Origin of the sequence: Streptomyces sp. NPDC000594 (assembly GCF_040299965.1) — a bacterium.
Taxonomy (GTDB): domain Bacteria; phylum Actinomycetota; class Actinomycetes; order Streptomycetales; family Streptomycetaceae; genus Streptomyces.
The window spans coordinates 42,454-55,619 of sequence record NZ_JBEPCY010000009.1; the positions used below are offsets into that span (position 1 = coordinate 42,454).

General features: G+C 71.6%; 13 protein-coding genes. 4 read left to right on the plus strand and 9 right to left on the minus strand.

The window, feature by feature from the left end; genetic code table 11:
* Positions 1-74: 74 nt before the first annotated feature.
* On the plus strand, positions 75-443 hold the full coding sequence (locus tag ABT354_RS15540; RefSeq protein WP_351493760.1) for a VOC family protein: 369 nt from the start codon (positions 75-77) through the stop codon (positions 441-443).
* 30 nt (positions 444-473) lie between these two features.
* Here the strand turns inward: ABT354_RS15540 and ABT354_RS15545 are convergent, their stop codons facing one another.
* The 3 genes from ABT354_RS15545 to ABT354_RS15555 all read right to left on the minus strand — a co-directional run bounded on the left by ABT354_RS15545 (position 474) and on the right by ABT354_RS15555 (position 3,550).
* A complete protein-coding gene (locus ABT354_RS15545; RefSeq protein ID WP_351493762.1) occupies positions 474-1,664 on the minus strand; it encodes a dipeptidase in 1,191 nt (396 codons plus the stop codon).
* A gap of 219 nt (positions 1,665-1,883) precedes the next feature.
* Entirely contained in the window at positions 1,884-2,414 is a 531-nt protein-coding gene (purE, locus tag ABT354_RS15550) for a 5-(carboxyamino)imidazole ribonucleotide mutase (RefSeq protein WP_351493764.1), read from the minus strand.
* Entirely contained in the window at positions 2,411-3,550 is a 1,140-nt protein-coding gene (locus ABT354_RS15555) for a 5-(carboxyamino)imidazole ribonucleotide synthase (RefSeq protein WP_351493766.1), read from the minus strand. Before ABT354_RS15555 ends, purE begins: the two co-directional genes overlap by 4 nt.
* Positions 3,551-3,716: 166 nt before the next feature.
* Here ABT354_RS15555 and ABT354_RS15560 point away from each other — a divergent pair, with 166 nt between their 5' ends.
* Complete coding sequence (locus ABT354_RS15560) at positions 3,717-4,265, plus strand: GtrA family protein (protein WP_351493768.1); 549 nt, start codon at positions 3,717-3,719, stop codon at positions 4,263-4,265.
* On the opposite strand, the gene ABT354_RS15565 is transcribed toward ABT354_RS15560, so the two are convergent.
* The gene (locus tag ABT354_RS15565) at positions 4,266-5,531 is read right to left on the minus strand and encodes a sensor histidine kinase (protein ID WP_351493770.1); all 1,266 of its coding nucleotides are present in this window, start codon (positions 5,529-5,531) and stop codon (positions 4,266-4,268) included.
* 131 nt (positions 5,532-5,662) lie between these two features.
* On the minus strand, positions 5,663-6,340 hold the full coding sequence (locus ABT354_RS15570) for a response regulator transcription factor (protein ID WP_351493772.1): 678 nt from the start codon (positions 6,338-6,340) through the stop codon (positions 5,663-5,665).
* Between the two features lie 501 nt (positions 6,341-6,841).
* Here ABT354_RS15570 and ABT354_RS15575 point away from each other — a divergent pair.
* Positions 6,842-8,338 carry a peptide MFS transporter gene (locus tag ABT354_RS15575; RefSeq protein ID WP_351493774.1) on the plus strand — a complete coding sequence of 499 codons (1,497 nt, stop codon included), beginning with the start codon at positions 6,842-6,844 and terminating at the stop codon, positions 8,336-8,338.
* 78 nt (positions 8,339-8,416) lie between these two features.
* On the opposite strand, the gene ABT354_RS15580 is transcribed toward ABT354_RS15575, so the two are convergent.
* From ABT354_RS15580 to ABT354_RS15595, 4 genes are all read right to left on the minus strand, one after another.
* A complete protein-coding gene (locus tag ABT354_RS15580) occupies positions 8,417-9,313 on the minus strand; it encodes a hypothetical protein (RefSeq protein ID WP_351493776.1) in 897 nt (298 codons plus the stop codon).
* Positions 9,314-9,372: 59 nt separating this feature from the next.
* A complete protein-coding gene (locus ABT354_RS15585) occupies positions 9,373-10,140 on the minus strand; it encodes a peptidase (protein ID WP_351493779.1) in 768 nt (255 codons plus the stop codon).
* A 371-nt stretch (positions 10,141-10,511) separates the two neighbouring features.
* A complete protein-coding gene (locus ABT354_RS15590) occupies positions 10,512-11,036 on the minus strand; it encodes an ATP-binding protein (protein WP_351493781.1) in 525 nt (174 codons plus the stop codon).
* A 219-nt stretch (positions 11,037-11,255) separates the two neighbouring features.
* Positions 11,256-11,624, minus strand: a complete 369-nt coding sequence (locus tag ABT354_RS15595) for an STAS domain-containing protein (RefSeq protein WP_351493783.1) — start codon at positions 11,622-11,624, stop codon at positions 11,256-11,258.
* Positions 11,625-11,894: 270 nt separating this feature from the next.
* Between ABT354_RS15595 and ABT354_RS15600 the strand changes: the two genes are divergently transcribed.
* Positions 11,895-12,890, plus strand: a complete 996-nt coding sequence (locus tag ABT354_RS15600; protein WP_351493785.1) for a SigB/SigF/SigG family RNA polymerase sigma factor — start codon at positions 11,895-11,897, stop codon at positions 12,888-12,890.
* The last annotated feature ends 276 nt before the right edge of the window (positions 12,891-13,166 follow it).

Genomic DNA, 13,166 nt, shown 5'->3' on the forward strand with positions numbered 1-13,166 from the left:
TGATGGGATCCGGCGCCGGTTGAAAGGATGGGGCGGCACCGTCCGGGAGATATCACCGACCAAGGGAGCTGTTCATGGCCATCGCCACCCTGGGAGCCGTCGCCCTCGACTGCGCCGACGCACGGGGGCTCGCGGAGTTCTACCAGCGGCTGCTGGGCGGGGAGATCCATGACGGGGACGACGACGACTGGGTGGAGCTGGTGGGCCACGGCGGGACCACGCTGGCCTTTCAGCAGGTGCCCGGCCACACCGCGCCGACCTGGCCGGAGGGGGACGTACCGCAGCAGGCGCATCTGGATCTGCGGGTCGCCGACCTCGACGCGGCGCAGGCCGAGGTGGTCGCACTCGGGGCGCGGGTGCTGGACCCGGGGAGCCCGGACCGGATCTGGCGGGTGTACGCGGATCCGGCCGGGCATCCGTTCTGCCTGGTGGCGAACGACTGAGCCGGGGCGCCGGGCGGGAGGGGCCGGGGGTCAGCCGTCGAGCGCGGCCAGGGTCGCGTTCGACGGGCCCCGCCGGGTGCTCTCGTCGCGGGCGACCGCCTCCGCGTCGCGCAGCGCCCGTACCGCGTTCCGCCAGGTCAGTTTGGCGAGATCGGCCTCGGACCAGCCGCGCCGCAGCAGTTCGGCGATCAGGTTGGGGTAGCCGGAGACATCGTCCAGGCCCGCCGGGGTGAAGGCGGTGCCGTCGAAGTCGCCGCCGATGCCGACATGGTCGACGCCGGCCACCTCGCGCATATGGTCCAGATGGTCGGCGACGGTGGCCGCGGTCGCGACCGGGCGGGGGCGGGATTCCTCGAAGGCGGCGTGGAGCTTCATCGCCTCGGGGGTCGTGTCCAGCGGGTGGTGGCCATGGGCGCGCAGATGGTCGTCGGCGGCACGGGTCCACTCGATGGCCGCCGGGAGGATGAACTTCGGTACGAAGGTGGCCATCGCGACCCCTCCGTTGGCCGCCAGCCGCGCCAGGACGTCGTCGGGGACATTGCGGACATGGTCGCAGACCGCGCGCGCCGAGGAGTGGGAGAAGATCACCGGCGCGACCGAGGTGTCCAGGGCGTCCCGCATGGTGGTGGCGGCGACATGGGAGAGGTCGACCAGCATGCCCAGCCGGTTCATCTCCCGGACGACCTCACGGCCGAAGGCGGAGAGCCCGCCCACCCCGGGCTCGTCGGTGGCCGAGTCCGCCCAGGGGACGTTGTCGTTGTGGGTGAGGGTCAGATAGCGCACCCCCAGGGTGTGGAAGGCGCGCAGGGTGGCGAGGGAGCTGTTGATGGAGTGCCCGCCCTCGGCGCCCATGAGTGAGGCGATCCGGCCCTCGGCGCGGGCGGCCTCCATGGCGTCGGCGGTGAGCGCGGGGGCGAGGTCGGCCGGGTAGCGGTCGAGCATCTGCCGTACGCCGTCGATCTGTTCCAGGGTGGCGCTGACCGCGTCGTCCCCGGACATGTCGGCGCGTACGTACACCGACCAGAACTGGGCGCCCACGCCCCCGGCGCGCAGCCGGGGGATGTCGGTGTGGGTGCGCCCGGTGTGGTCGGCGGCGAGGTCGAGCCGGTCCAGGTCGTAGCGGACCCGTTCGCGCAGGGCCCAGGGCAGGTCGTTGTGGCCGTCGACCACGGGGTGAGCGGCGAGCAGGTCATGTGCTCGCTGTTCGTATGAGGGTTCCATGGGGGTGTTCCTTCCCGGGAGGGAGCGGTCGGCACCCCCGCCGGTGGTACGCGGTCCGGAGCCATGTGGTGGGTGGCTCCGGACCGGCGGAGACGGTACGGGAACAACAGAGGCGGTACGGGTACGGAGTACGGCGGGTACGGCCGGTCCGGGGTACGGGCGCGGTACGGGTAGGGAGTACGGCCGGTCCGGGGGTACGGGCGCGGTACGGGGGGTGGGTCAGGAGCCGAAGCCGAAGGCGCCCGAGCCCTCGACCTTGGCCCGCAGCCGCTTGCCCTTCTCCGTGGCCTGCTCGTTCAGCTCGTTCTGGAAGTCCTTCATCCGCGCCAGCACCTCGGGGTCCTGGGTGGCGAGGATCCGCGCGGCCAGCAGTCCGGCGTTGCGCGCCCCGGCGACGGAGACGGTGGCGACCGGCACCCCGGCGGGCATCTGGACGATGGAGAGCAGCGAGTCCATGCCGTCGAGGTACTTCAGCGGGACCGGGACGCCGATGACCGGCAGCGGGGTGACGGAGGCGAGCATCCCGGGCAGATGGGCGGCGCCGCCGGCCCCGGCGATCAGCACCTTCAGCCCGCGGGCGTCGGCCTCCTCGCCGTAGGCGACCATCTCGCGCGGCATCCGGTGCGCGGAGAGGACATTGACCTCGTACGGAATCTCGAACTCGGCGAGCGCCTGGGCGGCCGCCTCCATGACGGTCCAGTCGGAGTCGGAACCCATCGCGATGCCCACAAGCGGGGTGGTGCTGCTCATTCGGTGATCGTCCCTCTGAGGTAGTCGGCCGCGTGGCGGGCGCGCTCGCGGACATCCGCGAGGTCGTCGCCACAGGTGTTGACATGGCCCACCTTGCGGCCCGGCTTGACGTCCTTGCCATACATATGGATCTTCAGCTGCGGGTCCCGGGCCATGCAGTGCAGATAGGCCGAGTACATGTCCGGGTAGTCGCCGCCGAGCACATTGCACATCACGGTCCAGGGCGCCCGGGGGCGGGGGTCGCCCAGCGGGAGGTCGAGCACGGCCCGGAGGTGATTGGCGAACTGGGAGGTCGTGGAGCCGTCCTGGGTCCAGTGACCGGAGTTGTGGGGGCGCATCGCCAGCTCGTTGACGAGGACACGGCCGTCCTCGGTCTCGAACAGCTCGACGGCGAGATGGCCGACGACGCCGAGTTCGGCGGCGATGGTGAGGGCCAGCCGCTGGGCGCTGCCCGCGAGTTCCTCGGAGAGGTGGGGGGCGGGGGCGATGACGGTGTCGCAGACGCCGTCCACCTGCTGGGACTCCACGACGGGATAGGCGACGGCCTGGCCGTGCGGGGAGCGGACGACATTGGCCGCCAGCTCGCGGGTGAAGGCGACCTTCTCCTCGGCGAGGACGGGGACGCCCGCGCGGAAGGGCTCGGCCGCCTCGGCCTCGCTCCGTACCACCCAGACGCCCTTGCCGTCGTAGCCGCCGCGGACCGTCTTGAGGACGACGGGGTAGCCGTCGCCCTCGTGGGCGAAGGCGGTGACATCGGCCGGGTCCGCCACGATCCGGTGGCGGGGGCAGGGGACGCCCAGCTCACTGAGGCGGGCCCGCATCAGCCCCTTGTCCTGTGCGTGGCGCAGGGCGTCGGGGCCGGGGCGGACGGTGACACCGTCCGCCTCCAACGCACGGAGATGTTCGATGGGAACGTGTTCGTGATCGAAGGTGATCACATCGCAGCCGCGGGCGAAGGCGCGGAGGGTCTCCAGGTCGCGGTGGTCGCCGATGACGACCTCACTCACCACCTGGGCCGCGGACTCCTGCGGAGTTTCGCTGAGCAGCTTGAAACGGATGCCGAGGGGGATGCCCGCCTCGTGGGTCATACGGGCGAGCTGACCGCCGCCGACCATGCCGACTACCGGGAACGTCACCCCCTTAGAGTATCCGCCGCCCAGGTCGGCCCCCCGGGAGCCGACCCGGCGGCCCCGGGGCACGTTCTCCGCCACACCATCGTTCAGGTGATCGGGCGGCCGCCGGGGCGGCCGATTAGCATGGCGGGGTCGATGGCGTCGGAAGTGATGGGGCTGGACTCTCACGATGGGTGAACGTGGCGGTGCGCTGCGCATGCGGTTCGACCAGCTCATGCGCGAAGTCGCCAAGTTCGGGGCGGTGGGCGGCGCGGGGGTGGTGGTCAATCTCGCGGTCTTCAACCTCGTCCGGGCGACCACCGAGCTGCCCGTCGTACGGGCCTCGCTGATCGCCAACGCGGTCGCGATCCTCTTCAACTACGTGGGGTACCGGTACTTCACCTACCGTGACCGCGACAAGAGCGGGCGCACCCGCGAGATGTCGCTCTTCCTGCTCTTCAGTGTCATCGGCAGTGTGATCGAGAACGGGATCCTCTATCTGGCGACCTATGGATTCGGCTGGGACGGGCCGCTCCAGAGCAATGTCTTCAAGTTCTTCGGCATCGGGGTCGCGACGCTGTTCCGCTTCTGGTCGTACCGGACGTGGGTGTTCCGGGCCCTGCCGGAGCCGGTGGAGAGCCCGGTGCGGGCGGAGTCGTCACCGCTCCGGGAGCCGGGGCCCACCGGCACGCCGGAGCCGGCCCGCGCGCCGGAGCAGGCGGTCTCGCCCAACCGCTGATCAGCGGATGGTCGGCCGGTCCTCCGGGCGCTGTCCCGCCACCCGGCTGAGGAAGAGCGCGAACACCGGCGGATGCTGCTGGAGCATCTCCAGCCGTCCGCCGTCCGCCTCCGCGAGATCGCGGGCGACCGCCAGACCGATCCCGGTGGAGTTCCGCCCGCTGATCGCCCGTTCGAAGATCCGCGCGCCCAGCTCGGACGGGACCCCCGGCCCCTCGTCGGTCACCTCGATCACCGCCTGATTGCCGGTGACGCGGGTGCGCAGGGCGACCGTACCGCCACCGTGCATCAGCGAGTTCTCGATCAGCGCCGCCAGCACCTGGGCCACCGCGCCCGGGGTGCCGACCGCGGTCAGCCCCTGCTTCCCCGAGGAGACCAGCGCACGGCCCGCGCTGCGATAGGCGGAGCGCCACTCCGCCATCTGCTGCTTCACCACCTCGTCCAGATCGAAGACGATCGCGGAGCCGGTCCGGGGGTCCCGGGAGTTGGTCAGCAGCCGCTCCACCACATCGGTCAGCCGCTCGACCTGGGCGAGGGCGATATTCGCCTCCTCCTTCACGGTGGCCGGGTCATCGGTGGCGGAGATCTCCTCCAGCCGCATGGAGAGCGCGGTCAGGGGGGTACGGAGCTGATGCGAGGCATCGGCGGCGAGCCGGCGCTCGGCGGTGAGCATCCGGGCGATCCGCTCGGCGCTGGCGTCCAGGACATCGGCGACCCGGTCCAGCTCGGGGACGCCGTAGCGGCGGTGGCGGGGGCGCGGGTCCCCGGAGCCGAGGCGCTCGGCGGTCTCGGCGAGATCGGTGAGGGGGGCGGCCAGCCGGTTCCCCTGGCGCACGGCGAGCAGGACGGCGGCGACCACCGCGATGACCGCGACCCCGCCGTTGATCAGCAGACTGCGGCCGACCTCACGGGTGATGATCGAACGGGGCGCCTCGACGGTGACGGTCTCGCCCCGCTCCCCGGTGGCACTGGCCTCGATCGCGCCGTCGCCGGGGCGGTCGCCGATCTCGATGGGCGCCCGGCCGGGGATCTCGATCCGGGCATAGCGCTTGGTGCCGCTCTGCTGCGCCAGGATGTCGGGGTTGACGGGCTCGCCGCCGATGAGCCGGCCGTCGACGAAGCTGGCGAGGCGGATCGCCTCGGACTTCACATTCTGCTGGGCGCTGCTGGTGATGGTGCGGGTCTCCACGATCACCAGGGAGACCAGGAAGACCGCGATGACGACCAGGACGGCGGCGAGGGTGGAGTGGATGAGTCGTCTGCGCACGGGGCTTCCGGGCTTTCTGCGGGGAGACGGCGGCCGGTACGGAAGCATCGGCCGGTACGGAGGCTTCGGCCGTACGGAGGCGTCGGCCTCGCGCGCGGGAGGTGCGGCTCCGGCCCGCTACGGGGGAGGCGTCAGCTCTTCTCGAAGCGGAAGCCGACACCGCGGACCGTGGCGATGTAGCGGGGGTTCGCCGCGTCGTCGCCCAGCTTCTTGCGGAGCCAGGAGATATGCATGTCCAGGGTCTTGGTGGAGGACCACCAGGTGGTGTCCCAGACCTCGCGCATCAGCTGGTCCCGGGTGACGACCCGGCCCGCGTCCCGGACCAGGACCCGCAGCAGATCGAACTCCTTGGCGGTGAGCTGGAGCTCCTCCTCGCCCATCCAGGCCCGGTGGGACTCCACATCGATCCGGACGCCGTGGGTCGCGGGCGCGGGCGTGGGCTCGGTGGCGCCGCGCCGCAGCAGCGCCCGGACCCGGGCCAGCAGCTCGGCGAGGCGGAAGGGCTTGGTGACATAGTCGTCGGCGCCCGCGTCGAGGCCCACCACCGTGTCGACCTCGTCCGCGCGGGCGGTGAGCACCAGGATCGGCACCGTGTGGCCCTCGGCCCGCAGCCGCCGGGCGACCTCCAGACCGTCCATCCCGGGCAGTCCCAGATCCAGTACGACGAGATCGATCCCGCCCGCGAGGCCGGCGTCGAGAGCGGCCGGGCCGTCCTCGCGCACCTCGACCTCGTATCCCTCCCGGCGCAGGGCTCGGGCCAGTGGCTCGGAGATGGATGCGTCGTCCTCGGCGAGCAGTACACGGGTCATGGCAGTGATGGTAGTCCGCGAGGCGGACCCATCGGGGCGTGATCCACAACCCCTGCGGGTCTCAGGGGGATCATGACTACGACCTTTGATTCAGGGCATCCGGTTCCGCAGGGCCCTGTGATCCATGTCTCAAGTCCTTCCATATCCGACACTGTCATGTCGTATGGTGTCGTGTACGCCTGTAGCACTACACGGAGACCCTTAGCCTGCCGCGCGAGCAGCCAGTAGGAACGACCGCGGCGAAGGAAGCCAAGGGTCTCTTCTTGTGCGCGGACCCGGAGAGCCGGAGTCCGAGACAGTGAATGACCTGTGGGCCGGGCCCCGGGCGCAATGACGCTCCCGGGGTGTGGATCCCGGTGAGGAGATGTTCTTCCGCCCCCGGCGCCAGCCGGGGCGAGCCCCCCGGGCGTGGGGTGGAGCAGCCTTCGAACCGGTGCCGGTCACCCCCACCGGGCGCGTTTCGCCGATCGAGCGACGCGTCCCGACAGCAAGGAACGACCCATGGCGTCAACCCTGACGAAGGATCCGTCGGCCTCCGCCGGCGAGAAGACCTTCCTCGGCCACCCCCGCGGCCTGGCCAATCTCTTCATGACCGAGATGTGGGAGCGGTACAGCTACTACGGTATGCGTGCCCTTCTCGTCCTCTACCTGGCCGCCAATGTGGCCGACGGTGGACTCGGGATGAAGGACGCGACCGCGGTCGCGATCTACTCGGTGTACAACGCCATGGTGTACCTGCTCGCCCTTCCGGGCGGCTGGCTCGGTGACCGTGTCTGGGGCGCCCGCAAGGCGACCGCCATCGCCGGTGTCATCATCATGACCGGCCACTTCCTGCTGGCCATTCCGGTCGACGGGCTGTTCTTCGTCGGTCTCGGCTTCATCGCGGTCGGTTCCGGTCTGCTGAAGTCCAACATCTCCACGATGGTGGGCCAGCTCTACACGGACAAGAACGACCCGCGCCGGGACGGCGGCTTCACGATCTTCTACATGGGCATCAACCTCGGTGCCTTCGTCGCCCCGCTGACCATCGGCTGGGTCGGCCAGAAGGTCGACTGGCACCTCGGCTTCGCGATGGCCGGTGTGGGTATGGGCATCGGTCTGCTCTTCTACTTCCTGGGCTTCCGCCACCTGGCGGAGGAGTCCTCCAAGGTGCCGGCGCCGCTGACCGCCGAGGAGCGCTCCTCGCTGATCCGCAAGGCGCTGATCTGGCTGGGCGTCGCCGCCGCCGGTTACGCGATCGTCGGCCTGGCCGGCGTCTTCAGCGAGGACTGGGTGCTGTGGCCGCTGACGATCATCGGTCTGCTGCTGCCGCCGTGGTACCTGCTCAAGATCAAGCGTGACAAGGACCTGAGCCCGCTGGAGCGGTCCCGGATGTCCGGCTTCATCTGGTTCTTCGTCGCCGCCACCGCCTTCTGGACCATCTACGACCAGGGTGGCTCGGTCCTCTCCCTCTTCGGGAAGAACGACACCCAGGACGCGCTCTTCGGCTTCGAGTTCCCGACCACCTGGTTCCAGTCGCTGAACCCGCTGTTCGTGATGGCGCTGGCGCCGGTCTTCGCGATGCTGTGGGTCGCGCTCTTCAAGCGGAACCGCGAGCCCAGCACGATCTCGAAGTTCGCCATCGCCCTGCTGGTGATCGGTGGCTCCTTCGGTGTGATGACCGTGGCGCAGATGCTGGCCTCGGACGGCACCAAGGTCTCCCCGATGTGGCTGGTCTCGGTCTACTTCCTGATGACCGTCGGTGAGCTGTGCCTCTCCCCGGTGGGTCTGTCGCTGACCACCAAGCTGGCGCCGGAGAAGTACGCCTCCCAGATGATGGGTGTCTGGTTCCTGGCGATCACCACCGGCAGCTCGATCGTCTCGCTGCTCCAGCTGGTGGGCGCGCCGACCACCCACCCGGTGTGGTTCGCCGGTCTGGGCGTCGTCGCCGCGCTCGGCGGTGTCGCGATCTTCACCTCGCGTGCCAAGGTCAAGGCGCTCATGAGCGGCGTCAACTGACCCCGTACACGATCTGACGCGCTCGACCCAGGGCCGTCGTCCCGGTGGACTCCACCGGAACGGCGGCCCTGTGTCATGTCAGGGCTCGGCCGTGGCCGCCGGGGGGCGGACCAGGTCGACGACGGCCATGCCGACCCGGAAGAGCGCGGCGGACCCCACCACCGCGAGCAGCACCCAGAAGGCGGTCACCCCCCAGGGGCGGGCCACCTTCCAGGGGTGCTCGGCGAGGGTCCGGCCGGCGTAGCGGACGGCCACCCGGTAGTCGCCGTGGGCCCCCGCCGCCAGCTCCACGGGCAGCTCGATCCGGGCCGTGTCACCGGGTGCCAGGGTGCCGCGCCAGCGCCGCTCCTCCCACTGAGGGGCGTAGACACCGTGCGAGGTGCCCAGCCGGAAGACCGGGTTCTCGACCGGGGTGGTGCCCAGATTGCCGACGGTGAGGACGAGGCGCCGGGACGGCGGGGCGCCGAAGCGGACCAGCAGCCCGGACCCGCCCTCCAGCCGGGCGGCGGCCAGGACGGCGAGCCGGCCGGGGCCCCGGGGGCGGGGCAGCGGGGCGACCGGATGCCCCCGGACGGCGAGCGGGGCGTCCCGGGTCGCCCGGTCCCCGGTGACGGTGGCGACATGGACCACACAGGGGCAGGGCTCCGGGGGCGCGACCACCGGCAGCTCCAGGGTGAAGAAGCCGTTCGCGTCGGTGGTGACGGCGCGGCCGTCGGCGTTGGCGCAGGTGTTGGTGCCGCCGGTCATGTTCTGTCCGCAGATCAGCAGGGTGAGCAGGGTGCCGGGGCGCCAGCCGTCGCCGCTGACCACGATCCCGGTGCCGGGGGCGGCCCGCTGCTGGGAGAGCCGTACCTCCGGCACCCCGGGGGCGGCGGCCGGCAGCGGGGCCGGGACGAAGGGGAGGAGCGGCGCCAGGGCGAGCGCCAGGACGACGAGGAGCGGGCCGGTGCGGTACGGGCCGGTCCGCGCCCTCATGGGGCCCTCATGAGGGGGGCCGCAGGCGGGGGATCCCCGATCGGTGGGGCACCCACCGCTCAGCCCGCGCTCCGGCGACCGCGCCGGGTCAGCCAGAGGACCCCCGCCGCCCCGGTGAGCAGGACCGTGCCGCCGAGGGTGCCGAGCGCCGCCGCCGAGTCGAGGGGTCCGGTACGGGGCAGCTCGCCGTCACCGGAGCCCCCGGAGCCGCCCGAACCGCCGGTGCCGTTGGTGCCGCCGGTGCCGTTCGTGCCACTGGACCCATTGGTTCCGTTGGTGCCACTGGATCCGTTGGTGCCGTTGGTGGAGCCGGTGGACCCCGAGCCGGTGACCTGGAGTTCCAGCGAGGGTGCCGGGTTGTTCTTCGGCGTACAGGTCGTGGTCGTCCCCAGGGCCTTGATGGTGAGCACCCCGGCGGTGAAGGTGACCTTCCCGGTCACCCTCGGGGTCCAGGTCCCGGAGAGATCGCTGATCCGGATGGGGGTGTTGGCGGGGACGGCCTCCGCGTTGGACGGTCCGGTCACCGGGACGGTCCCGCTCGCGGCCCCGCCCAGCTTGATCAGGGCACTGGGTTTCATCGCCCCCTTGCCCAGCTCCACCGGGCTGGAGGAGACCCCTTTGCGGAAGGACATCGTGAGCCGGTAGCCGCCGCCGCTCGGGACCGCCTTGATGTCGATCGGGGAGACCGCGCCCTTGGGCCCGATCGGGGTCACACACTGGTAGTCGACGTCCACCACGACGGCGTGCGCGGGCGGGGCGGCGGTCAGTGCCGCCGGTGCCGCCAGGGCGGCCGTGAACGCCAGAGCTGTCCGATTCCGGTACCTCACCTCAAGTCCCCTCATGCCGACGGTCGTCGTCCACCGTCTGACGCCGGGTCCCGCGGGGCGCCGGGACCTCCCGCGTGCCGCGCGTACGGGCGGTCACGTTACTGACGGGACATCAGATCGGGGGCTCAAGGTACGCCGGGGCGCCGGGGGAGGGAAGACACGGGGCACGCCTTGTCGAAGGCTCCACAGGAACTTCGCACGTACGGAGAAAGCGGACGGATCGCCGCGCGCGGGCGCGTCCGGTCGCGCCACGGCGACCTTCCGCGCGCCCCGGGATCACCCCCGTACCGCACCGCCCGGGATCACCCGGTACGGCACCCGGAATCACCCCGTACGACACCCCGTACGGCTCCCGGGAGCGGTCCCGGAGGTCACGCCGGGGCGGCCAGCTCCGCCCAGACGGTCTTGCCCGGCGCCCCCGGCGCCCTGAGGACACCCCAGTCCAGACAGAGCCGCTGGACGATGAACATGCCATGGCCGCCGGGGCGCCCGGCACGGTGCGGGGTGCGGGGCGCGGGCTGGCCGCTGCCCCGGTCGGAGACCTCCAGCCGGAGCACCTTGCCGTCGCAGCCGACCTTCAGCTCCTCCGGGCCCTCGGCGTGCAGACAGGCGTTGGTGACCAGCTCGGAGACGACGAGGAGCACATCCTCGGCGGCGGCCCTGCGGTCGGCGGTGGCGGCGGGCAGCCACCCCCAGTCGTAGAGCGCCTGGCGGGTGAAGTCCCGGGCGAGCGGCACGATCCCGCTCGCACTGCCCAGGGCGAGGCGGCGCACCGGCCCCCCGCGCCCCGGACCGGCGGGCGGCACGGGCCCCCCGGGGTCCACGGCGGGAACGCCGCCGGCGACCTCCGGCTCAGGGCCGCGGTCGCCCGGCTGCTGCGGCCGGGTGGTGCTCATCAGCGCTTCACCTCACCGATTCGCGTCATGATCCTGTTCTCTGTCTGCCGCCCCCGCGCCAGCCGCGCCGGGCGGACCCACGACCGTGGTCACGGGCGCCCCGGACCGCCGTACGGCGAGGGGCGTGCGGACCGTGTGGGAGTTCTCCTGCCCTGGCGGGAGGTGACAACACTCACGGAGCCGGGATCGGTGTACCGGATCCCGGCTCGACGTGCCCGGTCAGCCGGGCAGGGCTTCATCGAGGGTGGAGTGGACGGTGAAGACCGCCCCCGCCCCGGTGATCTCCAGCACGCGTGCCACGACGGGTCGCAACCCGGTCAAATGGACCCCTCCCCCGGCCGCCTCCGCCTTCAGCCGGGCGGCCAGCAGCACATTGAGCCCGGTGGAGTCGCAGAACTCCAGCCGTGAACAGTCGATGACCAGACGGGAACGCCCCTGCTCCAGCGCCGAGTCGAGCGGCCCGCTGAGGACATCGGCGGTGTGGTGGTCCAGCTCCCCTGCCGGAGTCACCACTTCGCTGACGCCCTCGGTCCGGACCTCGACCTGAAGCCGGCCCCGATGTGCGCTGCCGGCCGTCCCGCGGTCCATGTCCGTCCCTCTTCGCCGAGTCGTCGTACGCCAGGTGTGACGTTTCTGGTCCGTCGCACCCTACGCCTTCCCGTCGGGGACGGGCCAGTGGAAGTTCCTGATCAAAGCCTTATGCCTGACAAATGCCACTTGCCATCACCCCCGGGGAACCGATAGGGCTGGAAGGGAACGAAACGTCACAGCAACCCCTCAACCGGCTTGGAGGCGCCGCTCACCGCGCAGCGCAGTACGGCTTCGGCAGCCATATGCCGAGAACGATGGAGGAGACCCATGTCACCCCGGCTGGACCCCGCCACCCCCGCGGACGGCGCCATCCTGGCGACCGGCGCCCCGACGCCCGGCGCGACCGGTGCGACCGGCGCCCCGACCGGTGCCGGACCCGGCATCGCGACCGCCGCCGATCCCGCCACCGCCCTCCCCGGAACGGACACCGAGACCGTCACCGACCCCGACCCCGCTTCCTCCTGGACCGGGGCGGAGCCGCCGCCCCCGGCCGGCCTCGGCGCGGTCGACGCCCGCGCCCTCTCCCGCACCCTCTTCGAGCGGCTGGCCCGCCTGGAGGAGGGCACCCATGAACACGCCTATGTCCGCAACACCCTGGTCGAGCTGAACCTCTCGCTGGTCCGTTTCGCCGCCGCGCGCTTCCGCTCCCGCAGCGAGCCGATGGACGACATCGTCCAGGTCGGCACCATCGGTCTGATCAAGGCGATCGACCGGTTCGAGTTGAGCCGGGGCGTGGAGTTCCCCACCTTCGCCATGCCCACCGTGATCGGGGAGATCAAGCGGTTCTTCCGGGACACCACCTGGTCGGTACGGGTGCCGCGCAGACTCCAGGAGCTGCGCCTCGATCTGGCGCGGGCCGGTGACGAGCTGACCCACCGGCTGGACCGCTCCCCCACCGTCGCCGAACTCGCCGCCCATCTGGGTGTCGCCGAGGACGAGGTGGTCGAGGGGATGGCCGCGGGCAACGCGTACACCGCAGGCTCGCTGGACGCCCGGCCCCAGGGCGACGACCGGGACGACACCCTCAACGACCGGATCGGGTACGAGGACAGCGCCCTGGAGGGCGTCGAGTACATCGAGTCGCTGAAGCCGCTGATCGCCCGGCTGCCCGCGCGCGACCGCAGGATCCTCGCCCTGCGCTTCGTCGGGAACATGACCCAGTCGGACATCGGGGAGGAGCTGGGCATCTCCCAGATGCAGGTCTCCCGGCTGCTCTCGCGGACCCTGGCCCGGCTGCGCGAGGGGCTCACCTCGGAGGGGTGAGCCCGGCCGCCCCCTCGATCCCGGCCGGGGGGCCCGGGGTGTCCGGACCGCGTCGCGAACGTCCGCGATGACATTGCGACGGGTCCCGCACAACTCGTATTCGAACACGGTCCGTTGATCGTAGGATTCGGACTGCTCTCGATTCTTCCGCGGGAGTCCGGCGCGCGGCCCCCTCCCGCGGGGTCCGGACCCCGTGCAAGTCCTCGTGAAAGGCTCGGTCTTCGTGGTCGTGGTTCACGTCGTCACCCCGGGTGCCGCGGTCACGCCGGGCACCCC

Excerpts from the sequence above, each read along its gene's own strand:
- ABT354_RS15540 (WP_351493760.1), top strand. The coding sequence starts at position 75 with ATGGCCATCGCCACCCTGGGAGCCGTCGCCCTCGACTGCGCCGACGCA.
- ABT354_RS15545 (WP_351493762.1), bottom strand. The coding sequence starts at position 1,664 with ATGGAACCCTCATACGAACAGCGAGCACATGACCTGCTCGCCGCTCAC.
- purE (WP_351493764.1), bottom strand. The coding sequence starts at position 2,414 with ATGAGCAGCACCACCCCGCTTGTGGGCATCGCGATGGGTTCCGACTCC.
- ABT354_RS15560 (WP_351493768.1), top strand. The coding sequence starts at position 3,717 with ATGGGTGAACGTGGCGGTGCGCTGCGCATGCGGTTCGACCAGCTCATG.
- ABT354_RS15570 (WP_351493772.1), bottom strand. The coding sequence starts at position 6,340 with ATGACCCGTGTACTGCTCGCCGAGGACGACGCATCCATCTCCGAGCCA.
- ABT354_RS15575 (WP_351493774.1), top strand. The coding sequence starts at position 6,842 with ATGGCGTCAACCCTGACGAAGGATCCGTCGGCCTCCGCCGGCGAGAAG.
- ABT354_RS15580 (WP_351493776.1), bottom strand. The coding sequence starts at position 9,313 with ATGAGGGCGCGGACCGGCCCGTACCGCACCGGCCCGCTCCTCGTCGTC.
- ABT354_RS15590 (WP_351493781.1), bottom strand. The coding sequence starts at position 11,036 with ATGAGCACCACCCGGCCGCAGCAGCCGGGCGACCGCGGCCCTGAGCCG.
- ABT354_RS15595 (WP_351493783.1), bottom strand. The coding sequence starts at position 11,624 with ATGGACCGCGGGACGGCCGGCAGCGCACATCGGGGCCGGCTTCAGGTC.
- ABT354_RS15600 (WP_351493785.1), top strand. The coding sequence starts at position 11,895 with ATGTCACCCCGGCTGGACCCCGCCACCCCCGCGGACGGCGCCATCCTG.